25 protein-coding genes are annotated in these 26455 nt (G+C 59.3%); 8 read left to right on the top strand and 17 right to left on the bottom strand.

Annotated features, from left to right (window positions below; all coding sequences use genetic code 11):
• Position 1: 1 nt before the first annotated feature.
• Positions 2–1087, bottom strand: coding sequence for an extracellular solute-binding protein (locus tag EJ074_RS01310; RefSeq protein WP_129552663.1), 1086 nt, complete (start codon positions 1085–1087; stop codon positions 2–4).
• A 202-nt stretch (positions 1088–1289) separates the two neighbouring features.
• On the opposite strand from EJ074_RS01310, the gene EJ074_RS01315 reads away from it, so the two are divergent.
• The 4 genes from EJ074_RS01315 (at position 1290) to EJ074_RS01330 (ending at position 5176) form a co-directional block, all read left to right on the top strand.
• Positions 1290–2417: an ABC transporter ATP-binding protein gene (locus EJ074_RS01315; protein ID WP_129552664.1), complete on the top strand. Its 1128-nt coding sequence runs from the start codon at positions 1290–1292 to the stop codon at positions 2415–2417.
• Between the two features lie 21 nt (positions 2418–2438).
• A complete protein-coding gene (locus tag EJ074_RS01320; protein ID WP_129552665.1) occupies positions 2439–4118 on the top strand; it encodes a biotin carboxylase N-terminal domain-containing protein in 1680 nt (559 codons plus the stop codon).
• A gap of 1 nt (position 4119) precedes the next feature.
• Positions 4120–4638 (top strand): thioesterase family protein, encoded by a 519-nt coding sequence (locus EJ074_RS01325; RefSeq protein WP_129552666.1) that lies wholly within the window; start codon positions 4120–4122, stop codon positions 4636–4638.
• Between the two features lie 64 nt (positions 4639–4702).
• On the top strand, positions 4703–5176 hold the full coding sequence (locus tag EJ074_RS01330) for a thioesterase family protein (RefSeq protein ID WP_129552667.1): 474 nt from the start codon (positions 4703–4705) through the stop codon (positions 5174–5176).
• A 141-nt stretch (positions 5177–5317) separates the two neighbouring features.
• On the opposite strand, the gene bhcD is transcribed toward EJ074_RS01330, so the two are convergent.
• The 4 genes from bhcD to EJ074_RS01350 all read right to left on the bottom strand — a co-directional run bounded on the left by bhcD (position 5318) and on the right by EJ074_RS01350 (position 9808).
• The gene (gene bhcD, locus EJ074_RS01335) at positions 5318–6283 is read right to left on the bottom strand and encodes an iminosuccinate reductase BhcD (RefSeq protein ID WP_129552668.1); all 966 of its coding nucleotides are present in this window, start codon (positions 6281–6283) and stop codon (positions 5318–5320) included.
• Between the two features lie 47 nt (positions 6284–6330).
• The gene (gene bhcB, locus EJ074_RS01340; RefSeq protein WP_129552669.1) at positions 6331–7278 is read right to left on the bottom strand and encodes a beta-hydroxyaspartate dehydratase BhcB; all 948 of its coding nucleotides are present in this window, start codon (positions 7276–7278) and stop codon (positions 6331–6333) included.
• 12 nt (positions 7279–7290) lie between these two features.
• Positions 7291–8481, bottom strand: a complete 1191-nt coding sequence (bhcA, locus tag EJ074_RS01345; RefSeq protein WP_129552670.1) for an L-aspartate--glyoxylate aminotransferase BhcA — start codon at positions 8479–8481, stop codon at positions 7291–7293.
• Between the two features lie 259 nt (positions 8482–8740).
• Positions 8741–9808 carry a glutamate cyclase domain-containing protein gene (locus EJ074_RS01350; protein WP_129552671.1) on the bottom strand — a complete coding sequence of 356 codons (1068 nt, stop codon included), beginning with the start codon at positions 9806–9808 and terminating at the stop codon, positions 8741–8743.
• Between the two features lie 207 nt (positions 9809–10015).
• Here EJ074_RS01350 and EJ074_RS01355 point away from each other — a divergent pair, with 207 nt between their 5' ends.
• The 4 genes from EJ074_RS01355 to EJ074_RS01370 are packed head-to-tail and all read left to right on the top strand — an operon-like array spanning position 10016 to position 12909.
• Positions 10016–10420, top strand: coding sequence for a transposase (locus EJ074_RS01355; protein ID WP_129552672.1), 405 nt, complete (start codon positions 10016–10018; stop codon positions 10418–10420).
• A complete protein-coding gene (tnpB, locus tag EJ074_RS01360) occupies positions 10417–10773 on the top strand; it encodes an IS66 family insertion sequence element accessory protein TnpB (protein WP_129552673.1) in 357 nt (118 codons plus the stop codon). The genes EJ074_RS01355 and tnpB overlap by 4 nt, the downstream gene beginning before the upstream one ends.
• Before the next feature lie 49 nt (positions 10774–10822).
• Positions 10823–12376 carry an IS66 family transposase gene (locus EJ074_RS01365; protein ID WP_129553972.1) on the top strand — a complete coding sequence of 518 codons (1554 nt, stop codon included), beginning with the start codon at positions 10823–10825 and terminating at the stop codon, positions 12374–12376.
• 44 nt (positions 12377–12420) lie between these two features.
• On the top strand, positions 12421–12909 hold the full coding sequence (locus EJ074_RS01370) for a UPF0149 family protein (protein ID WP_129552674.1): 489 nt from the start codon (positions 12421–12423) through the stop codon (positions 12907–12909).
• 32 nt (positions 12910–12941) lie between these two features.
• Here the strand turns inward: EJ074_RS01370 and bhcC are convergent, their stop codons facing one another.
• The 12 genes from bhcC to EJ074_RS01430 form a co-directional block, all read right to left on the bottom strand.
• Positions 12942–14105 (bottom strand): 3-hydroxy-D-aspartate aldolase BhcC, encoded by a 1164-nt coding sequence (gene bhcC, locus EJ074_RS01375; RefSeq protein ID WP_129552675.1) that lies wholly within the window; start codon positions 14103–14105, stop codon positions 12942–12944.
• A 111-nt stretch (positions 14106–14216) separates the two neighbouring features.
• Positions 14217–14663, bottom strand: a complete 447-nt coding sequence (locus EJ074_RS01380; RefSeq protein WP_095806458.1) for an OsmC family protein — start codon at positions 14661–14663, stop codon at positions 14217–14219.
• Between the two features lie 32 nt (positions 14664–14695).
• On the bottom strand, positions 14696–15112 hold the full coding sequence (locus EJ074_RS01385) for a heme-binding protein (protein WP_129552676.1): 417 nt from the start codon (positions 15110–15112) through the stop codon (positions 14696–14698).
• Positions 15113–15147: 35 nt separating this feature from the next.
• Entirely contained in the window at positions 15148–15903 is a 756-nt protein-coding gene (locus EJ074_RS01390) for an SDR family NAD(P)-dependent oxidoreductase (RefSeq protein WP_129552677.1), read from the bottom strand.
• Positions 15904–16028: 125 nt separating this feature from the next.
• Positions 16029–16967 (bottom strand): substrate-binding domain-containing protein, encoded by a 939-nt coding sequence (locus EJ074_RS01395; RefSeq protein WP_129552678.1) that lies wholly within the window; start codon positions 16965–16967, stop codon positions 16029–16031.
• Positions 16968–17149: 182 nt separating this feature from the next.
• Positions 17150–19375 carry a N,N-dimethylformamidase beta subunit family domain-containing protein gene (locus EJ074_RS01400; protein ID WP_129552679.1) on the bottom strand — a complete coding sequence of 742 codons (2226 nt, stop codon included), beginning with the start codon at positions 19373–19375 and terminating at the stop codon, positions 17150–17152.
• A 50-nt stretch (positions 19376–19425) separates the two neighbouring features.
• Positions 19426–20550, bottom strand: coding sequence for an acetoin dehydrogenase dihydrolipoyllysine-residue acetyltransferase subunit (locus EJ074_RS01405; RefSeq protein ID WP_129553973.1), 1125 nt, complete (start codon positions 20548–20550; stop codon positions 19426–19428).
• A gap of 6 nt (positions 20551–20556) precedes the next feature.
• On the bottom strand, positions 20557–21564 hold the full coding sequence (locus EJ074_RS01410; protein WP_095806394.1) for an alpha-ketoacid dehydrogenase subunit beta: 1008 nt from the start codon (positions 21562–21564) through the stop codon (positions 20557–20559).
• Between the two features lie 14 nt (positions 21565–21578).
• On the bottom strand, positions 21579–22556 hold the full coding sequence (locus EJ074_RS01415; RefSeq protein ID WP_129552680.1) for a thiamine pyrophosphate-dependent dehydrogenase E1 component subunit alpha: 978 nt from the start codon (positions 22554–22556) through the stop codon (positions 21579–21581).
• A gap of 37 nt (positions 22557–22593) precedes the next feature.
• The gene (locus EJ074_RS01420) at positions 22594–23637 is read right to left on the bottom strand and encodes an ABC transporter permease (RefSeq protein WP_095808423.1); all 1044 of its coding nucleotides are present in this window, start codon (positions 23635–23637) and stop codon (positions 22594–22596) included.
• Entirely contained in the window at positions 23634–25172 is a 1539-nt protein-coding gene (locus tag EJ074_RS01425) for a sugar ABC transporter ATP-binding protein (RefSeq protein WP_129552681.1), read from the bottom strand. The genes EJ074_RS01420 and EJ074_RS01425 overlap by 4 nt, the downstream gene beginning before the upstream one ends.
• A 246-nt stretch (positions 25173–25418) precedes the next feature.
• Complete coding sequence (locus EJ074_RS01430; protein WP_129553974.1) at positions 25419–26402, bottom strand: LacI family DNA-binding transcriptional regulator; 984 nt, start codon at positions 26400–26402, stop codon at positions 25419–25421.
• Positions 26403–26455: the final 53 nt, after the last annotated feature.

Below are 26455 nucleotides of genomic sequence, written 5' to 3' on the forward strand. Positions count from 1 at the left end.
GTCAGTTCAGGGCGACCCAACGATTGAACCGATCGACTACGTCCGGAAGGTTCTTTGCGTAGTAATCGGCATTCTCCAGGATTGCCTTTTTGGCATTCTCGCCCGCCACAATCCATGGCGCAACATCCTCACCATAGTCTGACGGCGACAACCCCACGATCCCTGTCGCGTAGGTGATCTGTTTCACCAGCGCCTTTTGGCCCTCCGTGTCGGCAATGAAATGGGCGATCATCGCCTGCCCGGCGAACGCATTCGGAGCGCCCTTCGGCACAGCGTAGACGGCAGACGAGTAAAGCGAATCCTGCCAGGCGATGGCCAGCGGAGCTTTGTCATGCTTGACGGCATTATAGACGCGACCGCTCCAGGCTACACCGATCGAGCACTCGCCACTGGACAAGAGCCGGATAGCGTCGTCGCCATTGCTCCACCACAAGATGTCGGACTTGATGGCATCCAGCTTGGCAAATGCTTTATCCAGATCAAGGGGATAAAGCTTGTCGGGCGAGACGCCATTGGCCAGCAGCGCCGATTCCAAAACCGCGCCAAACTGCGGATATTTGAACATGCAGCGCTTTCCCGGGAACTTTTGCTCGTCATAGAGGTCCCGCAGGCTGGTTGGTGCGTTTGCGCCGGAGAACTTGTCTGTATTGTAGGTAAGCACGATGCCGTAGCGCATCACGTCGACGCCATAGTCGTCATGAGCATCCTTATCGAGCTTGGAGAAATCGACGATCGAAGGATCGAGCTTTTCCACATAGCCGGCATCGCGCGCACGGATGAAGTCGCCCTTGGTCGGAAACTCGATCAAGCTCCACGGAATTTGCGCTCCCGAATCCTCTGCGGCGAAGAATTTCGTCGTGTCTGAATTGAAGTCCGACTTCAACGTTACGTCGGTTTCAGCCGTGAAGTCCTTGTTGGTGGTATCGTCGCGGGCGCGTGTGGTCGCTCCGCCGGACGCGTCGTGCCAAACAAGCTCGCCCTTTGCCTTGTCGCGTATTTCCTTCGGCAGAATGTCTGCCGCCAATGCGATGGATTGTGCGCCCACGCTGCAGATAAGCGCGCAAGCAAGTGCCTTAAGCGTCGTCATGCGATTCCCCTTTCTTTTTCGATTTAAGACAGTTGTGATATTAAAAGCAGCGAGACCTCGTCCCGTCAAGCGCGAAAAATGAGACGATCGCCATCTAGCTACGTTGACCGACTTGATTTTTGCGCAAGTTCCACGTTAAATCACTTATAGCCGCCTTTGGGTCGAACCGTATTTAGGACGGCAGTAATAAAATGGATCGCCAATGCAGAACGTTCAGGCTGCCCATCCGGACAGATCGCCGATAGAGGCAAACAGCGTCACTATCGATAACCTGGAGTTGAGGTTTCCGAACGGCTACGTCGGCCTAAAGTCTACAAACTTGCACGTGCCGGGAGGACAGTTTTGCACGCTCCTGGGGCCTTCAGGCTCGGGAAAGACGACGCTGTTGCGTGCTCTCGCAGGCCTCGTCACTCCGACCCGCGGCCGTATCGCCATTGGCCAAAAGGACGTCACGACGTTGCCTGTGCAGGCGCGCAACATCGGCTTCGTGTTTCAGAACTACGCGCTGTTTCCGCATATGAATGTCGCGGATAACATTGCCTACCCGCTAAAGCTGCACAAATGGAGCGCTGCGGACCGCACTGCCCGCGTCAAGGAAATACTCGACCTGATCGAGCTCTCGCATGCGGCCGGGCATAGCGTTGGCCAACTCAGTGGGGGCCAGCAGCAAAGGGTGGCCATTGGGCGTGCATTGGCTTACCGCCCGTCGCTGCTGCTTCTTGACGAGCCCATGGGCGCGCTTGACCGCCGGTTGCGGCAGCAACTTGGCGCGGATCTTCGTGACCTGCAGCAGCGAACCGGCATCACGGCCGTCTATGTTACCCACGACCAGGAAGAAGCTTTCATCCTTTCCGACAAGATCGCCGTCCTGCGCCAAGGCGAGATTTTGCAATACTCGTCGCCGGGCGAGCTCTATGCACGTCCCCGATCCCGATTTGTCGCCGAGTTCCTGGGTGAGGCCAACTTGATCGATGCTCAATCAACGGACGGCAAGGGCCACGCCATGACAGCCTACGGATCGATCGGCTTTGCCGGTCACACGAGCACAAACGGCCAAACGACAACACCCGCACTGTTGGTGCGACCCGAGGACATTGCGTTCAGTTCCAACCGGACATCGCCTACCGCAACATCCCAGAGCGCACTTGCGCAGCCGCTGAAGGTCGAGGTGTTAAAGACGCTTTTTCTTGGCAGCAGGTGCCTGGTCACGGTGAAGGCGCCCGATGGCAAAGAGTTGTTGGTCGAATGCAACAAGTCCGGCCTTCCCCAGCAAGGCGAGGCCGTGTCGATCACATGGGACCGTTCGGCGACAGTGCTTCTGGGTAGCTGACGAAAGCGAGTCATCGACGATATGAAGAAGATCCTTATAGCCAATCGTGGAGAAATCGCGCTTCGTATCGTGCGCGCCTGCAGGGATGCCGGCTACACTTCGGTTGCCATTGCCTCCGAGGCCGATCGTCAGGCTCTTCATGCTCGAAGCGCTGACGAATCCCACATCCTGACGGGCACAGCGCCACGCGATACATACCTGAACCAGGGAGCGATCCTTTCCATTGCCGCACGCGCTGGGGCCGATGCAGTGCACCCCGGCTATGGATTGCTCTCGGAAAACGAAACATTTGCCGCTGCCGTCATGGCGGCAGGCCTCACCTGGATTGGCCCCTCACCCGAGGCCATCGCTCAGCTGGGCGACAAGGTCGCAGCGCGCGCGATCGCACGGCGGGCCGGAGCGCCATTGCTGCCTTCGTGGGAAGGAGACGAGCTGACCGTCGAGAAGGCGTCTGCGTTTGTCGCCGAACATGGCCTGCCGGTAATCGTCAAGGCGCAAAATGGCGGCGGCGGGCGCGGCATGCGGATTGTGCGCCAACAAGCCGAGCTTGAAGGGCAAATCGCTGCCGCCCGGCGCGAGGCCGAACTCGCGTTCGGACGCCCCGAATGTTTCATCGAACGCTATATCGACCATGCTCGGCATGTCGAAACCCAATGCCTGGCAGATACTCACGGCCGGGTCGCCGTTATTTCGACGCGCGACTGTACCCTACAACGGCGACACCAGAAACTGATCGAAGAGGCGCCAGCTCCATTTCTTAGCGAAGAGCAAACCAAGCGGCTGAGTGAGGTCTCCATAGCGGTGCTGTCGGCGGTCGGATATCGAGGTGCGGCAACCTGCGAGTTTCTGCTGACCGGCGAGGGTGACATCTTCTTCCTCGAGGTAAATACCAGAATCCAGGTTGAACACCCGGTGACGGAAGAAGTGACAGGGGTCGATCTCATTCGCGAGATGTTCAAGATCGCCGAGGGCTCTCCGTTGCCAGAGAGCTTTGCCCCAGTCAGGGGACATGCAATCGAGTTTCGCATCAATGCCGAAGATCCCTGGGCCGATTTTCGCCCGACACCGGGTCGCATTGAAGCGCTGCAGGCTCCGGGCGGGCCTGGTGTTCGGATTGATTTCGGCTACGCCACTGGCGACACCGTTCCACCCTACTATGATTCGATGATCGGCAAGGTCATCGTCACCGGGCCGGATCGGCCCGAAGCCTTGGCTCGTGCCCGCCGAGCGTTGAGCGAGATGAAGGTGATCGGCCTTACCACGATCGCCCCGCTGCACCAGGCAATCCTCTCATCCCCCGAATTTTCTGCGGGCGAGATCGAGAACTTCGCCATCCATACCCGATGGATAGACGCCGTACTGCAACGGTTGGCTGATGCAGCCAAGTCGCTCGTTGCGTTGCCCCAGCCGCCGGCAGCCGAATTCGTGGAACCATCATTAGCCGAACAGGACCCGACCCCTTCGTCGGAGACTGATGCGCCGCTTTATCGCGCTGGAATCAAGGCGCCGTTATCGGGGATCATAATGGAGTTGTGCGTAAAGGAGGGCGACGCCGTCAATCTAGGCGACACCGTTGCCATCATGGAAGCAATGAAAATGGAGCAGCCGGTCGTGGCTGAAATCGCTGGCGTCGTTGCCAAGATAAATGTCGCACAAGGGTCATTCATCGACATGGATGCCGACATAATGGGTCTCAACTGAGATGCCGGTTGTAGGGTTCACCGCCGAGGCATCCGACGAGGCGCCACAGGAAAACGCGCTGTTGACGCTGGAAACCACGGTCGATCCGATCTGGATCGACTACAATGGCCATATGACGGAGTGGCAGTACTACAAGGTGCTCGCCGACGCGGGTGAAAACTTCCTGCGTGCGCTCGGCTTCACCGAGCAATACCGCCTACAAGGTTTCAGCTTCTTTTCAGTGCATGGCGTAATGCGCAATCTCAAGGAGTGCCGAGTTGGAACGCCACTCAGCGTATTCACGGAGATGATTGGGTATGACGCTGTACGTCTGCACATCTACCAATATGTGGTCGATCAGGCCCGCAACATAACGGTCGCGACGGGGGAGCACCTGATGTTGCATGTCGATACCTCCTTGCGGAAGAGGACGCCCACCACCTCCTACATGTCGAACTGCCTTGAAGCGGCCTTGAAAAGATGGAAACCAATTCTGCGACCGAAGGGGTTAGGTGCACAGCTGCAGCGCGCTGCCTCGTAAGGTCCTCGTTGAAAACCGGTTTGGAAAGCGCTCGTCCGCACCGTCGAAGACAGTAAGGAAGACTATGTCCATTCCCTCGCCGTTCATCTCCGAATCGATAGAAATCCAGAGCGAGTGGTGCGGCGGCGCCGGACAGCTTGGCAACGCCTACTATAATGTTGTTTTCGACCGAGGTGCAGAGGGTGCCTTCGAATCCCTGGGATTGGGCACGGGATATGCTCGCCGGCGCGGGCTGTCTTTCTATACGGCGGAAGCGCATGTCTGCTTCGTTCGTCCCCTTCACGCCGGCGATCGGGTGGTGGTCAAATTCCAGATTCTCGACTTTGACGAAAAGCGAATACGCTCGTACCAGGAGATCCATCATCTGGATGGGTGGCTGGCGGCCACCACAGAGGTTATGTCGCTGCATGTCGACTTGGACGGCCCGAGGGTGGTTCCCTTCCCGCACGATGTCAAGGCAAGGCTCGATGCCATGGCTGCAGCTCACGCGACGTTGCCACTTCCTGAAAGGGCGGGTAGGCACATTGAGCTCAGCTAGTCTAGAGAAGCTGCTGGTCGTTGCGACTGGTGCGGCCTGTTGGAAAAGCCTGTTCAATCCACTCCTTGGTCCATGGCACGGCACGATCATGCTATTTGCAAACTGGACCTGGCGCTCTTCGCGAATCGCGTGCGGTCCGGTCTAGAAATCCACCTCAACGGCAACTCCCTTCGAGATGGCCTTTTCTACGGCTGCGGAGGCTACTGCCAGGTCCTGAAGTCCGACACCTGTTCCGTCAAATAGGGTGATCTCTTCAGCGTCGGTACGACCAATGTGATCGCCGCGTATCACGGCCCCGATCTCGGTGATTTCTGCCGAGGTGATCAGACCCAGCTCGACCGCATGCTGAGCTTCGCCAATCGTCGCCGATTGCGTGATCTCGTCGGCAAATATGATTGCCCTGGCGAGGATTTCCGGCTCGACTTCCTGCTTGCCCTTTGTATCCGTCCCCATGCAGGCGATATGTGTGCCTGGTCGCACCTGCGACGCTTTCAGGATCGGCTTGAAGGATGACGTGATCGTAATGATTACATCGGCTTCCTGACCGAGTCGGTCGAGATCGACGGATTCAAACGGAAGGTCTCGCTCCTTCGCGACTTCCTCCAGACGAACCAGCATCGAGGGATCGATATTCCAGGCGACGATCTTTTCGAATGGCCGCTGGTCGAGCGCGGCCCGCAATTGGAAGGTCGACTGATGGCCAGCGCCTATCACGCCTATCACCTTTGATTTGGGACGTGCCAGATACTTGATTGAAATGGCCGAAGCCGCGGCAGTTCGCAGGGCCGTCAGCAGATTGCCGCCAACCACGGCACGGCACCGGCCACTATCAGCGTCAAAGAGAAAGATAGTCGATTGGTGGTTTGACAGCCCGTGCTGGACATTGTTTGGCCAGAAGCCACCCGATTTCAATCCAAGAAGAAGCTTCTCGCGGTCAAAACCCGACTTGAACCCGTAAAGAGCCTCGGCGTGCCCGATTGCTTCCCGCACCACGGGAAAATTGTAGGCCGATTTGTTTGCCATGGAAGCAAACACCCGTTCGACCGCAATCAAGCAGTCGGCAGGCGAGACGAGACCGGCGATTTCGCGTTCGGGGATGATGATCATGTTTCCACCTAGGGCGGCTCCAGACGGAGGCGCCTCGTCATGCTGTTCTAGCTCCACGGCAATTTTTCGAGGTCCACATTGCCGCCAGTGAGGATCACGCCGATACGCTTGCCGGCGAACACTTCGGGGTGTTTCAGGATCGTCGCCAGAGGCACGGCGCTCGATGGCTCTATTACAATCTTCAGCCGCTTCCAGATAAGCTTCATAGCATCAACGATCTCTTGCTCAGATGCGGTATGGATATCGCTGACGTATCTGCTGACGAAATGCCAGGTGAGTTCCTTCAGTGGAACCTTCAGGCCATCGGCTACCGTTTCGGGAGCGTCGTCGGCGATGATATGTCCGGCCTTGAAACTGCGATAAGCGTCATCGGCTTTTTCAGGTTCAGCTGCGAAGATCTTCACCTTGGGGGCGAGGCTTGACAGTGTCAGGCAGGTCCCCGAAACCATTCCGCCTCCCCCGATGGGCGCGACCACAGCATCAAGGCCTTCGACTTGCTCCACCAGTTCGGCTGCACATGTTGCCTGGCCGGCGATCACGCGGTGGTCGTTGTAAGGGTGGACAAATTCAGCAGCCGTCTCCGCGACCACATCAGCGAATACTGCTTCACGGCTGGATGTGGATGGCTCGCACTCGACAACGCGGCCACCGTAGCCCTTGACGGCGTCCTTCTTGGCCTGAGGGGCTGTGCGTGGCATGACAACTGTGCAGGGTATACCGCGGCGTCCGGCGGCGTACGACAGGCATGTTCCATGGTTTCCGCTGGAGTGTGTGGCGACCCCCTTCTTCGCTTGATCTTTTGAAAGGCCGAAAACGGCATTCGAAGCACCTCTGGCCTTGAATGCCCCGGCTTTCTGAAAGTTCTCGCACTTGAAGTAGAGTTGCGCACCCGTCATCACGTTGAGCAGGCTCGACGTCAAGACCGGAGTGTGGTGACAGCAAGCTGCGATCCGCCCGCGAGCAGTCAGCATGTCACCAATGGTTGGAATTTTCATGGTTCCCATCTGTCACGCCACAATCTTGCGAGGTCCAGCGACGCTGCGACGATAATGATCCTGTGCGGCGGCCACACCTGATCCCAATTCGACGTCGAGCCCCATGTCGACCATTGCCATCTCCGCCGTGGCGATCCCGGAGAGCGCCATAACATCAGTAAGGCTTCCTAGATGACCGATCCGGAAAACCTTGCCGGCAACATCGCCAAGCCCGGTCCCAAATGCGACGCCATAAGTCTGGAGGGCGTGCGCAATGATCTTGTTGGCGTCAAAGCCATCCGGAACACGGATCGCGCTGACCGTATCTGAATAGAGTTCGGGACGTGTCGCGCAAAGACCAAGGCCCCATGCACCGACAGCTCTGCGAACGCCCTCAGCAATACGATGGTGGCGCGCAAAGACGTTTTCGATGCCTTCGTCCAAGAGCATCTGCGTCGCTAACTTGAGACCATTCAGCAGACCGACTGGCGGGGTGTACGGATAGCCATTGTTTGGATATCCGTGCTGCATGTCGCGAACATCGAAGAATGTGCGCGGCAACTTCGCGGCGGCAACCGCCTCAAGGGCAAGCGGTGAAAAGGCGACAATCGCGAGGCCTGGCGGCAGCATGAAGCCTTTCTGGCTTCCTGCAACGGCGACATCGATCCTCCATTCGTCCATACGAAAATCGATCGATGCGATGGAACTGACGCCGTCGACAAAAAGCAACGCCGGATGTCCGGCGCCATCTATGGCCGTTCGCACCGCCGCAATATCGGAACAGACGCCGGTTGCAGTCTCGTTGTGGGTGGCAAGAACGGCCTTGATACGGTGGGCCTTGTCAGCCGTGAGGATCTCTTCAAAGCGGTCGACGGGAATACCCTCGCCCCATTCCTGCGCCACCACTTCTACTTGGAGGCCATGGCGCCTGCACATGTCGATCCATTTATGGCTGAACATGCCATTGCGCGTGGCCAGCACCTTGTCGCCCGGCGACAGGGTGTTGGTTATTGCCGTTTCCCATCCACCGGTGCCGGTCGACGGAAACACGAATACGGCAGACCGCTTTGTCTTGAGCACTTTCTTCACACCCTCCAGGGCCGGGTGCAGAATTTCACCAAACACAGGACTGCGGTGGTCGATGGTTGGCATGTCGATGGCCTTGCGCAAGGCCTCGGGAATGTTGGTTGGACCGGGGATGAAGATCGGATTCTGATTATACACGGCTGAACCTCCTGCGATGAACAATCATTAACACACAGGATCCGCTATCAAAACTTTTTTGAAAATCTTTTCCATTTTCGCTTTGTCTTTAATTGCCTTTATAGATCAGCAGTTTAGCTTTTTCATTTGGCTTCGCGCTTTACCTTGCGAGGAGAGATTTTCCGGGCAGCACTGCGAAGAAACCTGACAAGCGTTCGGTTGTGGATGTCGGCGCCTGCGTCTTAATGCCCAACTGCTCACCTGGTATACCCAGCGGGCGCTACTTCAGCTGTCGCCAGTCGCCACTTTGGCCCTTCCAGCCGATGACACGGCCGCTTAGGCGATCAAGAGTGTTGCGCAGGCTTGTGACAAGTCCTGCCCATTCGGCCGCGGAAATTCCGTCCACAGCGGGTTCGGGTCCCATGAACATGCCATCGACGCCCCCGAAAGACACGCACTGCTCGATACACCTGCGTTCCAACTCGCCGTCGTGAAAGACAGACGGCCTCTCCAGCAGCGCCGAAAGTGCGGCGATGAGACCTGTGGTACCCCAGTTAGAGACGTTGGAGACGATCAGATGATCAGCGGCTGTGGCCGCAGCAACACCACCGCGTCCTTCGTGCCCGCTATCCTTGGCCTTGGGCGAGAATGTTCGAAGGTCCTCTGCGATGAGCCCCATGCCAAGTTCATTGCCACCATCGCCGATGGCAATGAAGGGAATGCCTTGAGCCTTGGCGCGCAGGAAGAATTGGTCGAGGTCGGCGACAAGGCCGTCGAGAGGCCGCCCACCGAGACCGTGGTATAGCCCACGGTCGTTACGGCCGGGCCGTTCGATCGAGATAACCAGGGAGGGTTTGGTTACATCAAGCAACCCGTCCGTGATGGCCTTGCAACCCGCGTCATCTTTCGGAACGCTGCGGACATAGACCGGTCGTATGAAGTCTACCGGCCTGATCACGCCGTCAGAGGGAAATGCCAACGGAGCAAGCCCGGCACCGCGACAGGTGCCGACCATCATCTCAACCCAATCATCGTCCGTCAGTATGACGGTCTCGACACCGAGCCCGAGAAACAGGGCTCGCGCCAGGAGAGCCGCCCCAACTGGTCCATCGGTTTCAGGTACACCGGCGCCCTCCGGAAAGCCTGTCGCAATCACGACCGGTCCACCAACTTGCCGTACGCGTTCGCAAATCAGACTGGCAGCGTTCATGCAGGCAGGACCTGGCTGACGCTTCTGGAGCGCATCATAGAGATTGCCGATCAATCCGACGCCAGTCAGGTCGAGCGTCATGAAATTCTCGATCGTCCTGGCAATCTTCTTGCCGCTGTGGCTTGACGGATCAAGCATGGTCTTTTCTCCAGAAAAGCTGTCGATCAGTTGCGTATTGCGAGCTCGTGGAATCCTGGGAGCATTCCCAGCCTCTCAAGCGACACTGGTCGGCTGCCGAAGGATCGTTCGGTCGGTCAATAGTAACCGGTACGAGCATCCCATCTGGCGCCCGCGCACGCGCTGAGCGAGGCTCGCAGCTTCGGATTAACAGAGGCTGCAAATTCCATGGATGGATACAGGCATGATGCCGACACTTACCGGCGCATCGAGGTAATCACCGGCGATCGGCGAAGGCGCGATTGGAGCGCCGAGGAGAAGGCACGGATTGTTGCCGAGAGCGCGGATCCGGATGTCAGCGTCTCCGAGGTAGCGCGCCGCAACGGGGTGCACCGGGGTTTGCTTTCGGTGTGGCGGCGCCAGGCACGAGAGGCACTGCGCGGCGCGCCGATGTTTGCGCAGATGCAGGTGGAAGGCGTTTCGGGCGGCTCGATTGTCGGCAGGCAGGAGGGTAATGCGTCGTCGAGCGACAGGATCGAAATCGAGATTGGGGACGCGCGGGTGCGGGTGCCTCAGGGTGCGGATGCCGCGACGCTTCGGAGTATCGTTGCGGCACTGAGATCGACACGGTGATCGCGTTCGGATCGGACACGCGGGTGTTCGTGGCGACGGAGCCGGTCGACTTCCGCAGGGGTGTGCACGGCTTGGTCGCATTGGTCGCGGAGGGGCTGGCGGGCAATCCATACAGCGGGGACGTCTTTGTCTTCAGGTCGAAACGCGCAGACAAATTGCGGTTTCTGATTTTTGACGGCAGCGGGATGATTTTGGCGACGAAATGGCTGGAGGAAGGGCGTTTTACCTGGCCGCCGATCCAGGCAGGAACGATGCGCTTGACGGCGACGCAATTTGCGATGCTGTTCGAGGGCCTGAGCGAGTGGCACCGGGTCGAGCCGCGCGCAGTCAAGCGGCCGACAAATGTTGCCTGAGGTATCTGATTTTGCTGGTTATTTTGGGGTGATTTGGTTAGCTTGCCTCATGCCCCTTCGGCCCGAAGACCTTTCTCGCGATCCAGCTGTGCTCACCGAAATGGCGCTTGCCTTGCAGGGTGAGAATGACGCTCTTCGCGCGGAAATCTCGATGCTGAAAACGCTGATTTTTGGGACGCGCTCGGAGCGCGCGGTGGTGATATGTGCCGAGCAACTGGCGCTTGGCCTGGGAGGCGAGGACGCTGCTGCGCCGACTGCGGCCAACGACGATACGGCACCGGGCACGGCGGGGAGGAAGCGCACAAAGGCCCGGCGCAACATTGGAGCACTACCCGCGCATCTGCCCCGCCACGAGCAGGTGATTGAACCATCCTCGACGCTGTGCCCATGCTGCACGGCGCGAATGCGTCGGATCGGAGAGGACGTCGCCGAAGCACTTGACCGGGTTCCTGCGCTATTGCGCGTGATGCGGACAATCCGCCCCAAATACGCTTGCCGAGTTTGCGAGGAAGCGGTCGTCCAGGCGAAAGCACCGGCTCGGCTCATCGAGGGCGGCATGGTGACCACGGCGCTGGTCGCGCATGTCGCCGCGGCGAAATACGCCTGGCAGTCGACGCTCTATCGTCAATCCCGGATACTGGCGGGCTGGGGCGTGGAGGTTGACCGGCAGACGCTTTCGCGCTGGATGAAGAGTGCCGCGCAGATGGCCAAGGGCCTTTATGAACTGCAGCTGAAGACGATGCATGGCTTCGAGCGTCTGTTCTGCGATGAAACGCCAATGCCGGTGCTTGATCCCGGCCGAGGTCGAACACGGACCTGCCAGTTCTGGGCGCATGCGACGGACGACCGACCCTGGAAAGGGCCCGCGCCGCCGGCGGTCGCTTACGTCTTTGCGGGTGGCCGTGGCAAAAAGGAGATTGCCGGCCAGTTGGCCGGGTTCAAGGGCGTGCTGCAAGTCGACGGCTATGCTGCCTATACGTCGTTGGCGGGAGGAGCCAAATCGTCGGGCAAGATCCGCCTGGCGTATTGTCTGGTCCATGCACGCCGCAACTTCGTGAAGGTCCACAAGACGACGAACTCGCCCTTCGCCAGGGAGGTCATCGAGCGCATCGGCGCGGTGTATGCGATCGAGAAGCGCATCCGCGGCTTGAGTGCTGACAGGCGCCGAGCTGTGCGCCAGGCGGAAACGAAGCCGCTGATGGAGGCTTTGAAGGCGCGTCTCGAAGCCGTGAAGGACGGTGTCTCTCGCCAGTCGACGCTGATCAAGGCGATCGATTATACGCTCGAACGCTGGGACGGACTAACGGCGTTCCTGAATGACGGGCGGCTGGAGCCAGACACGAACGCCGTGGAGAGATCGATTCGACCGATAGCAATCGGAAAAAAGAATAGTCTGTTCAGTGGTGACGAAGGCGGCGGACAGACTTGGGCGATCCTGGCTTCGCTGCTCAACTCGGCCAAGTTGAACGGCGTCGATCCCGAAGCCTATCTCACCGACGTTCTCGAGCGCATGGTCAGCGGCGCCACGACGAACGATCAACTCCACGAGCTCCTGGTTTGGAACTGGAAAGCGGCACGCGAAGTCGAAAGAGCAGCTGCATGACCAGACACAAGCCACGACAGGAGCGCAGGCCTGCCAAGACCACCATGGCCGACTACGCGATGTCCTTCGAGAAGCTCGGACATTGGCTGGATAAGCGAGGGCAGTCGGCGACGCTTCGTCGCCCCAGGGCAAGCTCGCTCTCGATGCTCGACGGCGCCGTGGCTGCGGTCGTCGCCGGACCGGTCTCTATGCCATCCGAAGAATGGGTATGCCCCCTCCTGGGCCTCGATCCGGATGCCTTCAATCACGACACGGAGGAGTTCTCGGCGATCGCGGCCACGCTCATGCGGCACAACGCGATCAGCGAAACGCTATCGACGAGGCCGGAGAGCTTCGAGCCGCTCTTCGTGCGGATGGCCAACGGCGGCGTCGACGCACGGCCCTGGTGCATGGGCTTCTATACCGAAGACGGTCGCCCCTTGCGAGTGCCACCTTCTTCGATTGCCGGCCGAAACGCATGGTCCGACATTCCGGCCGCCGTCGAGGCCATGCGTCAGTTTTGGATGCCGACCCGCTTTAAGTCCGGCCGCTAGCTGGCGGGAGGGCCATCTCGTACCGCTTACGGTCAATAAGCCTTGCCACGGGCAGAGACGGGCCACAGCGTTTCGACCTTGCCGTTGCGCACGCCGACATACCAATCGTGCACGTTGCAGGTTGGATCGCAGTGACCAGGGACCAGCCGCAGCTTGTCGTTGATCTTGAGAACACCGTTTGGATCGTCGATGACGCCGTGTTCGTCCGTTGCCTTGACGTATTTGACGTCACTGCGGGCGTAGACGAAGGGCAAGCCGGAATCGACCGACTGCACTTTAAGTCCGGCGTCGCAAATGGCCTTGTCCGGCTTGGAATGGCTCATCACGCTCGTGAGAATGAAAAGTGCGTTCTGCCATTCGCCCTGGTCAATTCGCTTTCCGTCCTGGTCAAGAATGCGCCCGTAGTCGGCGTCCATAAAAGCATAGGAGCCGCACTGGAGTTCGTTATAAACATTGGAATTGCTCTCGAAATAGTAGCTGCCCGTGCCACCGCCACTGACGAGCTCAGGCTCGAGGGCAATAGCATTAAGTGCCTGTGTGGCATCCTTGACCTGTGCGATCGCGGCATCGAGCTTGGCCTTTCGATCTTCATACTTGTCCAGGTGCTGCATGGCCCCATGATAGGCTTGGATCCCGGTGAACTTGAGGCCTGGAGCTGCATTGATGGCCTTGGCAAGCTCGACAACGGCCTCGCTTGTGGTGACGCCACAGCGACCGGCACCGCAGTCGATCTCGACGAAGCATTCGATCAAGGTGTTGTGCTTTTGAGCGGCAGCGGACAACTCGCCAACATTCTTGAGATCGTCGACACAAACGATAATTCGCGCCCCGAGCTTTGGCAGGCGCGCCAGCCGGTCGATCTTCAGCGGATCTCGAACCTGGTTCGAAACCAGCACGTCCTTGATGCCGCCGCGGACAAAAACCTCTGCTTCGGAGACCTTTTGACAACAGACGCCGATGGCTCCGCCCAATTCCTGCTGCAGGCGTAGGACATCGACGGATTTGTGCATCTTGCCGTGGGCCCGATGGCGCATTTTGTGGGCCTTGGCATAGTCGCCCATTTTGCGGATGTTACGCTCAAGCGCATCAAGATCGAGGATCAGGCACGGCGTTTGGATTTCGTCGACGCTCATCCCCGGAAGGGCTGGTACGTCGAAGCCAACTTCCATCTCGTTGAAGTTCGTTTCCACTTTCATTCCTTAGTCTCCCAAATGCGGCGCCAACGGACGACCACACCGGTAGCCGGCGGCCTTTGACCGTGTTCGTCGTCGGCGAATGTCGCGATCGAGACTCCGATCCTAAGCGGGTCAATCCAGATCGATGGTCACGTTTGATTTGATTGAATTGGCGATGAAGCAGCCTTTGTGAGCGCGATGATGAAGTCGCTCCAGTGCCTGGCGGTCGGGCTGCTTTTCAGAACCAAAGGTGACGACGGGGTGCAGCGTGATGGATGAGACCGAATGGGCGCCGTCCGAGCCCTTGGATACCTCGCCCACCGCTTCGTCGGTATAGCTGGTAACTTTGTAGCCGCTGCCTTCACAGATCGCCAGGAAGTAGAGCATGTGGCAGCTCGCCAGTGCATTGACCAGCAGTTGCTCTGGGTCGGCCAGCATTGCATTGCCGAGATATTCCGCCGCCGCTGACACCGGGATTGTCACCTGCGGGCTGATGATTGCCTTGTGATCGCGATTATAGGTTGGTTGCTGCGGGTGAGGATTGGCAGTCCATTCGAGACGGATTTTGTGTTTTGACATCTTAATGCCCCTTTCTGCTGTCGGCCGACGAGCTATGCCTGCTCAAGAATGGCAACCATAACCTCGGCGATCGCTACGTCGGCATCGACTGGACCGCCCGACACGCCGACACCACCGATAACGGTCTTGGCATGGCGTACCGGCAGCCCACCGCCGAAGACGACGAATTGCCGTCTGCCGCCACATGCCTCGAGGCCGTAAAGCGCCGCCCCCGGCTGGACGGCCTCGAGCCAGTTGCCTGATGGCGAGCGCAGGGCAAGCGCGGTATAGGCTTTGTTTTGCGCGATCTCGACTGTTGAGAGTGCAGCATCGTCTACACGCATGAACGCCAGCAGGTTGCCGCCCGGATCAACGACCGCCAGGGAGGAGGGCTCTGCCAATTCTCTTGCCTTTGCCGCACCTGCCTGTAGCGCCTTCAGCACAGCTTCATGCGTAATCATCTTAGTCATGACGAGATCCTTGCTTTGACCGGAAGCGGGTGGCGTCAGTTGTAGACGCCGCCATCGACGTTGATTGCCTGCGCGGTCACATAGGACGACTCATTCGAGGCGAGATAGACAAACAGCGGAGCGACTTCCTCGGCGCGCGCCTGGCGGCCGAGCGGGATGATTGCCTTGGCTGCCGCCTCCTGCTTCTCGCGGCCGCCCATGAAATTGATGACCGGTTGGTTGAAGGGTGTGTCGATCCAGCCCGGGCACACGGCATTGACGCGAATGCCGTCTGATGCCAGCTCAAGCGCCAGCGTTGTGGCCAGTCCGATCACTGCCGCCTTGGAGGATGAATAGGCGGTCAGCCCTGGCGCTCCGCGCTTGCCGGCCAGCGAAGACATCATCACTACGGAGGACTTCCCACCCTGCCTGAGGAATTTCAGGGATTCACGGACAAAGACGAAATTGGCTGTGACGTTGATTGCAAAAACCTTGTCCCAATCCGCCGTCGAGAAGCTCTCGGCCTTGCCTGACAGCTGAATACCGGCGTTCAGGCACAAAGTATCGATGCCACCCATCCATTTGGCTGCATTGGCAATGACAGCCTTGATCTCTTGTTCCTTGGACAGATCCGTCTGGAAGAACTTCACCTTGCTGCCAAGCCGGCGTTCCAGGTCAGCCCCCCTGGTTGCGTCGATATCCGCGACGGTGACGATCGCGCCCTCAGCCACGAATGCCTCAACAATGGCAAGGCCGATATTGGCGACTCCTCCGGTGATGAGGGCGCGCTTTCCAGCCATACGTTCCGACATGGTCCTCTCCTGATCAGTCCAAAAAAGGGCTTCTGCCGCACTCTAACCGGTCGGCCAGAGCGCGCGCTGGACATATGAGATGTGGAGCCGGCACAGCGGACTTGCGTCTGTGCCGGCCTGCTATGTCATTTTCTGTTGATGTACTTATCCACGTTGGCTGGCGTCACCAGCTCGAACGGAATCCACACCGGTGATTTTACCTTCTCACCCTTCGCAAGCTTCACCGCGGTATCCACGGCCCCGGCACCTTGGCCGACAGCATCCTGGAAAACAGTGACATCGAGATCGCCGTTCTTCATGTAGTGCAAGGCCTCATCGTTAGCATCGATGCCCCCAACGACAACATCTTCCCTGTCCCATCCTGCGGCCTTCATCGAATTGATGGCGCCGACAGCCATCTCATCATTGTTGGCAATAACAGCTACTGGCTTGTAGCCGGCGGTGATCCAGTTAGTCATCAAGTCCTGCGCCTTGACCGGATCCCAGTTTGCGGGTTGTTCGTCGATGACCTTCATGAAGTTGCACTCAGGCTTGGCAATTACGTCATGAATAGCCTTTGTCCGCTTCACCGCCGCTTCCTGAGCAAGGATGCCTTCCATGATCAGAATGCCAGCGTCCTTGGTCTTGCCTCGCTCCTTGAGGATACGGCAGATTTCCTCGGTTTCCAGAACTCCGGCTTGTATCTCATCCGACCCGACGAATGCAGCTTTCGGACCAAGCTGGTCCAGGTCGGACGGTCCCGCGTTGACATAAATGAGTGGGATACCGGCATCCGCGGCCATCTTCGTGATGGGCGGGCTTGCGGACGTCTCCACGGGGACCACGATAAGCGCATCGACCTTATCGGCAATGAAGTTCTGTATTTGTGACTGCTGCTTATTCGCGTCACGTTCAATATATTCCACTTGAATAGGTTGGTTCAGCTCCGCGGCGCGCTTCTGCATGGTCTCGACCATGACGGTCGTGAATTGGCCTGCCGGGGCGACGCTTACGGCAATGTTGCCTGCCAAGGCACTCGATGCTGACAGCGCCACCACTGCTACAGTGATGATCATTCGCTTCATTTTCTTCTCCCATTTCACTGTCGGTGTCCGGAAGCACCTTTGATTATCCGGAACCGTCCTCCCAGACGGATCTCATCGATCACAACATGGGCATCGTGAAATTCGCTCTCGGCCCACAAGCCCTTGGCGGCACCACATGTTATCGATTACATCACCGCTCATGTCAACGTTTACATTGTCGCCTAAACCATATTTCCCACGAAGTGGGAAAGAACGTTGTGCGTGACGCGGGAAACGGGATTCTCGTATCCATTTATGGGAAGGCAGCCGATCCAGCAAATCGATCCGACGGAGAATACCGCGCCTCCCCCGGGCCTTCGCAGCCAGGTCATATCCGCCCGCACCAGAGGGTTCTTTGATCCCCCCTGCTCCGGAAGCATGTTCGTGTAGTATTCTATTACGGGCTGGAAATGGGTCGAGAGCTCGGTCGAGGTCGCTAGCACAACCGTCTCAGGCGGCGTGCCGTGATCATAATCGGTATGGTCTATCTCATCCCCGACAGCGCCCCCAAGCATCATGCCTTCAGCACCAATCAGTTCGTCTCCCACGCCCTGGAAAATCCAGTCGAGTTCAGATGAGCCGGATGTGTTGGTGCGTTTGAACGGGGCGGCCTTGCTAAAGCCGTTTGCCGCCATTCCAATACCGGTCAGCCGGTGGGGGCTTCGCCCGCGATTTCGCCACAGGCCGCCCTGCTCACCGGTAAAGGCATGGACCGTCTCTCCCGGAGGCGAGCTCCAGTTGCGTGCGCCGGTGTAGCCGCGCCGGACTTCCAGCACATGCGGCTTGTCCGGATGGAAGCTGGTCGCCCAATAAAAACCGTTGCCGCCGAGATACATCAGATTGCCGCCTGAATCGACGTACTCGGTGACCGCGTCGAGCATTCGTTCCGAATAGTATTCGGGATGTGAGCCTGTGATGACCGCCGCGTAGCTGCGCAGCGAGGCTACCCCTTCGAGGTGGAGATCATCGTCTGTCAGCACATCATAGTCGAAACGATGATGCTCCAGCCAGTCGATCAGATAGAAGTCACCGGCAAAATGCCTGTAGGAGTTGTTGAGCCAGTGGATATGGAACGGCCGGAAATTGAGAAGCGGGCGTAATCTTGATGCGTAGGCGACGCCGGCGCCATCCTGGTGGTTGTCATAGATCGACAGGCCAAGCTCGGGATGGACCGATACATACTTGTCAGCGTCCTGGGGACCGATGAACTCGGTCTTCATCAGACTGAGATCATCGCCGATCGAGGCAGTGCTGTTCGTCTCATTGCCATAGGCCACATAGGTGGCGGTTGGAGCGAGGAACGCCACCCGCGCGTGTTTGCTGTCGGCCGCCGGCCGCACATAGAATGGAATCCAGTCCTCATCCTGGCCGTCATGGACACGCAGCGCATAGATTCCGGAACGCCAACCCCGCTCGACCTCCAGTTCCAGGCTTGGTTTCCAGTCGCCACCTTCGACCATGTCGCTGTGAAACAGGGTTGCGTTGTACTCCTCCGGCACCAGTTCCGCGCGGTCATACCTGCCTCGCCAGCGAGATCCAGTAACGGCGCGCATCGGCAGATTGAAAAGGGAAAGTGACGGCCCGCCCTCTATATCGTTAGGGATCGTCATGGGGGCGACATTCTTGCCCATCGACCAGGAGGAGGTCACCTGAGTCCCAACAAGCATCTTCGCCTCGACGCCGTTTAGCATCAGCATCACATGCTCGCGGCCAAGAATCGAATTGCAGATCTCGATTTCTCCGACCTTGCCGGTGAAGTGCTGAACAGTGTCCCGCTCCTGTCGGGCAGCAGCGATCGTGACGTCGCCTTCAAAGCCGCTTGGAAAGAAAACGCTGTCTTCCAGGGCAACCACGGCTTCCGCGACGGGTCCCCTGCCCCCGGTCCCGTTGAGCGGCGCGGCAAAGATCGTTGCTTCTTTGGACGAGACGACGATCACCAGCCTATACCAGTTCTGAGTGGCCACGTTCAGCGGCAGCAACGATCTTCCCCGACCGTCTATGACCAATTCTATCTTGCGGTCGCGGATGCGAATGGCCGTCGATGACTCCTTGCCGTTGAATGAAAACAGTACCTGGCTTTTTGAAGTAAGCACCGTCGGGCGAAACGAGAAGGCAAGACTGAGCGGCAGCCCATTGGTCTGCAGGGCCGGATTTGTGAAGGCGGCGAAACCACCAATGGAGGAGCGCTGTTCACAGCCCTCGTACTGCTCAGCCAATGAACTTGATACCGCCTCATGCTTGACGCCACCCGCTCCTGGTCTTCCATCCACGCTGATTAGACGGCGAACTTCGGCTTGGAAGGATCCCTTGGGGGCGCTGACGAAAAAGGTCAGCTTTTCACCCCGTCTGGCGCTGAGGCGATCGGAATACCCCAACAGCCGCGCCCGATAGTAGTCCTGCTCTGTCATGAGGTTTTCTGCTGGTTTGACGTTCTTCGCACTTTGGACTCAGGCCTTGCTCAGGTGTCGCTTTTGATATTTTCGCTGATGGCGTTGTTGACGGTTGAGGCGGCTTCCATCTGTGGCATGTGTCCGGCGCCTGGGATGATGATGAGCCTTGCGTTGGCCGGCAGGTCGGCGGCCTGAGGCACGGGCACGATCTGGTCCTGGTCGCCCCAGATCAGCAGCACCGGGCATTTGAGGCCTGCGAGCGCCTCGGTGATCGACTGGCGCTGGCCGGTGTCGTCGGCGATGATGTCGGCAATCGCCGTCAGCGCTTCCGGAACGCCTTCCAGGCGCTTGAAGCGCAGCGTGCCCTCGACCATGTCGCTGGTGATCTTGGAAGGATCGGCAAACAGGCGCTCCAGCACGCCAAGCAGCGGACGCCGGCGCTCGGCGGCGATGAAGTCGGTGAGGAAGTCGCGGTTCATCGTCTTGCCAAGGCCGATCGGCGCGATCAGCGTGAGCGAGGCGACACGCTGCGGCTGGCTGGCGGCAATGACCGCGGCGACCGCGCCGCCGAAGGAATGCGCCACCAGATGGATCCTGGTCGGCGCCACCGCCTCAAGGGCTGCCTCGACGGCGGTCACGATCCTGGCCAGAAGGTCATCGCCACCGGCGAGCGGCGAGGAAGCGCCATGGCCGGGCAGGTCGATGGCAATGGTCTGGTGCGTTTCGGCGATGGCCGCCTGGTTGAACAGCCAGGTCGACAGGTCGCCGCCGAAGCCGTGCAGGAAGACCACCGCCTCCTCGCCCGCCAGTCCCGTCTCCAGCACGTTGATGACGCCCTCGCCGACGGCAATCGCGCGCGGCGCCACAGCGCCCGCCTGCCCGTCCCCGGATGCGCCCAGCCGGTCGGCATAGGAGGCGATGAAGGCATCGATCTCTTCCTGGCTTGCCGCCTGGTCGGCAATGACGCCGGCAAGCGCGCCGACCGGCGCGGTCGTGCCTTCCTTCAGCACGATCTGCCGCAGGATGCCGCTTGCCGCCGCCTCCACGACATTGGTGACCTTGGTGGTCTCGATCTCCAGCAGTTCCTGGCCATGGGCGACGCTGTCGCCTTCCTTGGCCATCCACTGGGTGATGGTGCCCTCGGTCATCGTCATGCCCCATTTGGGCACCGTCACGGCCTCGATCGTCGACATCTTCATCTACCTCTTGGCAATCGAAGTCGCCGCCTTCGCCACGGCCGCGGCCGTGGGGATGTAGGCGTCTTCCAGATTGGGGGCGTAAGGCACCGGCGAATGCGGCGCGGTGACCAGCTTGATTGGCGCCTTCAGCGCATCGAAGCTCTTGTCGGCGAGCAGCGCCGAGATGTCGGTGGCCACGCTGCAGCGCGGATTGGCCTCATCGACGATGACGACACGCCCGATCTTGTCGGTGAAGTCGAGCAGCGTGTCCTCATCGAGCGGCGAGGTGGTGCGCGGGTCGATGATGCAGGCCGAGATCCCATCGGCGGCGAGCTTGCGGGCAGCCTCCTCGGCAACCGAGACCATGCGGCCGATGGCGATGATCAGCACGTCCTTGCCATCGCGCGCCACCCGCGCCTCGGCGAAGGGAATGGTGTAGGCGCCGTCCGGTACCTCCCCCACCGTGTCGTAGAGCATCTTGTGCTCCAGGAAGATGACCGGATCGTCGTCGCGGATCGCCTGCAACAGCAGCCCCTTGGCGTCATAAGGCGTCGAGGGAATGACGACCTTGAGGCCGGGGATATGGGTGAAGATGGAATGCAGCGCCTGGGTGTGCTGCGAGCCCGAGCGGCTGCCGGCGCCATAGGTGGCGCGGATGACCAGCGGGGTCTTGGCGCGGCCGCCGAACATGTAGCGGAACTTGGCCGCCTGGTTCATGATCTGGTCGAGGCACACGCCGGCAAAGTCGACGAACATGATCTCGGCGATCGGCCGCAGTCCGGTGAGCGCGGCCCCCGCGGCAGCGCCGATGAAGGCCGCCTCGCTGATGGGGGTGTCGCGGATGCGCTCAGGGCCGAAGGCGCCAAGCAGCCCCTTGGTCACGCCGAAGGCGCCGCCCCAGGCATCCTTGACGCCATTGGCGCCGGCGCCGCCGGTCAGGTCCTCGCCCATCATGATGACGCGCGGGTCGCGCGCCATCTCGAAGTGCAGCGCCTCGTTGAGCGCCTGCCGGAAAGATTTTTGTGCCATTGTCCGTCAGCCCCTCACAAATACTTCACATAGACATCGCTGGTCAGCGCCGACAGCGGCGGGAACGGCGCCGCCCGGGCAGCAGCGACCGCCTGGTCGATCGCCGCCTCGACTTCCTGGTCGACCGCGTCGAGCTCGGCTTCCTCCAGCAGCGACACCTCCTTCATCCGCCGGCGGAAGCTGACCAGGCAGTCGCGCTCCTGGCGCATGGCCTTCTTCTCCTCGGGCGTGCGGTAGGTGTCGGGGTCGCCGCTGTAATGGCCGTAGTAGCGCGGCACATGCACATGCAGCATCGTCGGGCCGCCGCCCCCTCGCGCCCGCTCCACCGCCTCGCCGGCGGCGCTGTAGACGGCAAACACGTCCGTCCCGTCGACCTCCAGGGTCGGGATGTCATAGCTCTCGGCGCGCCGGGTGAAGCTGCCGGCCGACACAGCCGCGTTGGCGGTGGCCTCGCCAAAGCCGTTGTCCTCGATGACGAAGACGATCGGCAGGTTCCAGATCTTGGCGAGGTTGAAGCTCTCCGACATCACCCCTTCGTTCATGGCGCCGTCGCCGGCAAAGGCCACCGCGACCTGCCTGGAGCCCAGCACCTTCATGCTGAGCGCCGCCCCGCAGGTGATCGGCGCGCCGGCCGCCACGATGCCGTTCGCGCCAAGCATCCCCTTGCGGAGGTCCGCTATGTGTTGAGAGCCCCCCTTGCCGCCGCAGGTGCCGCTGGCGCGGCCGAACAGCTCCGCCATCATGCTGTCGATGTCGACGCCCTTGGCGATCGAATGGCCATGACCACGATGGGTCGACGAGATGTAGTCGCCCTCCTCAAGCTGCAGGCAAACCCCCACAGCGCTCGCCTCCTGGCCAGCATAGAGATGGGTGTTGCCCGGAATGTCGCCGGTCGCCATCTCGGCCATAACCCGTTCCTCGAAACGGCGGATCATGCGCATCGTTCGGTAAATCTTCAGAAGGTCTTGGTGGGAAAGTTGCAACGCGGACATCTATCTCTCGCCGATGTTTTGTTTCGTGGAAGTGAGCTCAGACTCGGGTCCGTCGCGCGCGACGATATTGGTCGATCGCGACAGCAAGGACGATGATGGCTCCCTTGATGACCTCCTGGTAGTAAGAGCCCACCTTCAGGAAGGTGAAGCCAGACATCATGACGCCGAGGATGATGGTGCCGATCACGGTACCGGTGATGCGTCCAACACCTCCCGCAAGCGACGTTCCGCCGATCACCGCGGCGGCAATGGCGTCGAGTTCATAGCCCGTGCCCATTGCGGCTTGCGCGGAAGCTGCGCGTGCCGCGGTGACAACGCCCGCAAGTCCGGACAGCAGGCCGCACACGATGTAGACCTTGATGAGGTGGGCTCCGATGTTGATGCCCGATACGCGCGCGGCCTGCGGGTTCGCGCCAATGGCATAGGTGAACTTGCCGTAGCGCGTATATCGAAGCGCAATGTGGCCCAAAAGCGCAACGACGAGGAAGATGATCACAGGCAGTGGCAGGGGAAAGCCCAGGATATTGAAGCTGCGGCCAAGCCAGGTGAATTCAGGCGTCAGCAGGGCAATGGGCTGGCCATTGGTGTACCATTTGGCCAAGCCCCGAGCCGCCACCATCGTACCTAAAGTCGCGATGAAAGGTGGAATGTTGGATTTGGCAATCAAAAGCCCGTTGATGACGCCAACAAGCAAGCCAACGAGGAGCCCCGACAAGATTGGCCAAATCGGCCACAAATCCGTGAGAGCGGGATAGATGGCACGCATATCGGTGGAACTCTGCGCGAGCGATGCCGACACCATGGCTGCAAGGCCAACGACCGACCCCGTCGACAGGTCGATACCACTGGTGATGATCACCTGCGTCATACCAACCGCGATGATGCCGGTCACCGAAACCTGGAGAATGATGATCGACAGCCGTTGTTGATTGGCCAGGAACGACGAACCGACGAAGACCCAGCCAAGTACCTCGAATATCAAGGCGATCCCAAGGAGCACGCCCAGGATCGACAGCTCGTTCGACAGTTTTTTCCTCTTTTGGGATTTGGCCACTGAGGTGGCGCTCTGTGTCAAAGTCATTGTGCTGCCATCTCCATTATCTTGACTTGGCTCGCCTCGGCGCGATCGAGAATGCCTGCCATGCGGCCCTGACGAACCGTCATGATGCGGTCACTCATGCCAAGTATCTCGGGCATCTCGGATGAGATCATGATTACCGCCACGCCTTGCCCTGCGAGGTCAGAGATCATTCGATGAATCTCTGCCTTAGCACCAACGTCGATGCCGCGTGTTGGCTCATCCAGAATAAGGATCCGGGGCTTCGTCAAAAGCCAACGGGCGATTAGGACCTTCTGCTGGTTGCCGCCCGACAGATTCAAAATCGGCTCGTTCATATCGGGGGTCTTGACGCGCAGCGCACTCGTCATTGCCTCGCAATCGCGCGTGAGCCGCCCTTCTTCCACGAATCCGTGGCGGACATAACCACTGCCCAGCGTTGCCACTTGAGCGTTTTCTTGAATGTCCAGAAGGAGAAAGCAGCCCGTCTCCTTGCGATCTTCAGTGAGGAACGCCATCCCGTGCTGCATGGCGATCGCTGGAGTGGTGACCGAAACAGTCTTGCCTTGGATCTCGACCGTGCCCGAAGTGGCCGGGGTAACACCAAAGATGGTTTCAGCGATGTTGGACCTGCCAGCCCCCACCAGGCCGGCTATTCCTAAAATCTCGCCTGCCCTGACATCGAAGCTGATACCTTCGAAAACTCCCTTCAGGGCAAGATCACGCACCCGCAGGACGACATCGCCAATCGGTACAGTTGCCTTCGGGAACATCTGCGAAATCTCGCGACCGACCATCATGCGAATGATTTCGTCGCGCGTTACTTCACCAGCTGGCTTCGTTGCGATGTATTTGCCGTCACGGAAGACCGAAACCTCATCGGCGATCTCGAACAGCTCATTCATCTTATGGGTGATGTAGATGATGCCCTTGCCCTGGGCCTTCAGCGTGCGAATGATCTCGAAAAGATGCTCGACTTCACGCTCTGTGAGTGCCGAGGTCGGCTCGTCCATGATCAGGACATCGGAATCGTAAGAAACGGCTTTCGCGATCTCGACCATCTGGCGATTGGCGACGCTCAGCATGCCGACTTCAGTGTCTGGGTCGATGCCAATATTAAGTTGCTTGAAGAGGGCTCCGGTTCGGCGCCTGAGCTCGCGATGGTCGATGAACCCCAAGGCAGTCTTTGGCTCGCGACGGATCCAGATGTTTTCGGCAACCGTCATCGGAGCCATCAGATTGAGCTCCTGATGGATCATGGCAATTCCATTCTCGAGCGCGTCGAGGGGCGATGAAAGCCGTATTTCCTGGTTGCGAAGTTTGAACGAGCCTGAGTCAGGTGTGTAGATTCCCGCAATGATCTTCATCAAAGTGGATTTGCCGGCGCCATTTTCGCCCATCAAGGCATGAACCGTGCCGGGTTTCAGACAGAGCTCGACGTCATCGAGAGCAAGGACACCGGGAAATTCCTTGCGGACGCCTTTGACGTCGAGAAGATATTGCGAGCCGGGAGGGGCACCACTTTCGCGCACAACCTGGATTGTGGATGAACTGAGCATTGAACTGGCCTCCTTGGACTGCGACAAATACAAGAATGATCCGCGCGCGGGATCATCCACAGATGGTCTAGTTGCCGCCCAAGTACATCTCAGTGTTCCGGAGTGCTTTTCGGACCGATGTTTCGATTGTCCGGCCTTGCGCTACAGCTCCTAAAAAGAACATTTCCTTCATGAACATTTCCTCCCGAATGATCCTGCCTCTCGTGTCTGCTTTCAGACATGATCGCCCTTTGCGTATTATCCTCGCTAGGCCGACTTCCGGATCTGCAGCTTAAAAGGCAAGATTACGTTCTGCTCGCACTCATCCTCGTTTGATTTGTCGATCAACGCAGCAACTGCTGGCCCGAACTCAAAAGCCGGCACCTTGACGGTCGTCAGCCAAGGAGCCAGCCATTCGTTCAGGCGATTGTCGTCGAAACCGAAGATGACAACATCCTCGGGTACGCTCAGCTTCAGTTCAGAGGCAGCGCGATAAACACCGTAGGCGATCATGTCATTGCCGCAGAAGACCGAGTATCGACGGCTGCGATCAGACAGGAGACCCAAGGCCTGGTGATAGCCGGCCTCCATCTTGTACGAGCTTTCAAACTTTAAAACATTTGGACCGCCCAGGCCTTCGAGGAACCCGTCCAGACGCTCGATGCTGCCTGAGAATGGACGTGGACCATGGATGGCAACCTGGTTCTGGTAGCCGCGTTCCGAAAAATAGCGGCCAACGGCGACGCCGGCGGCGTAATTGTCAATTCCAACATAAGGCGCTGAAATGCCTTCCGCAGGTCGGCGATTCACAAAGATGAGGTTGTTGTGGCGCACGGCCATCTCGCGCAGCCGCGGCGTATCCATGGCGCCCTGCAAGATGACGGCGCGAGCGCGAAGTCCCTCTGCATCGGCCAGCAGCCGATCCTGTTGATCGGCATCCTCCGATGCATTGGCCAGCACCATCGAAAGCCCAAGGCCGTTGAGTGACTGCTCAACGGATGCCGCGACGTCGGCCGTGAAAGGATTGGTCGCATCAGGAACCAGCATCATCACGACGTTGCTGCGCGCCAGGCGTAGAGAACGGCCGATTTCGGAAGGCGTGTAGCCCAGCGCCTGCGCGGCACTACGAACGCTCTCGCCGGTCTCGGGAGCAATCACGCTTTCCTTGCCAGAAAAGAAACGTGAGACGGTGGCCGTTGACACGCCCGACAGGCGCGCCACATCGCGGATGGTTGGAGGCTTCTTGGTCATCTCTATGCAGGCGACCTCTGAGTAATTCCGCAATGCCCCGAATGTCTTGTCGA

Origin of the sequence: Mesorhizobium sp. M3A.F.Ca.ET.080.04.2.1, from assembly GCF_003952525.1 — a bacterium.
GTDB lineage: Bacteria > Pseudomonadota > Alphaproteobacteria > Rhizobiales > Rhizobiaceae > Mesorhizobium.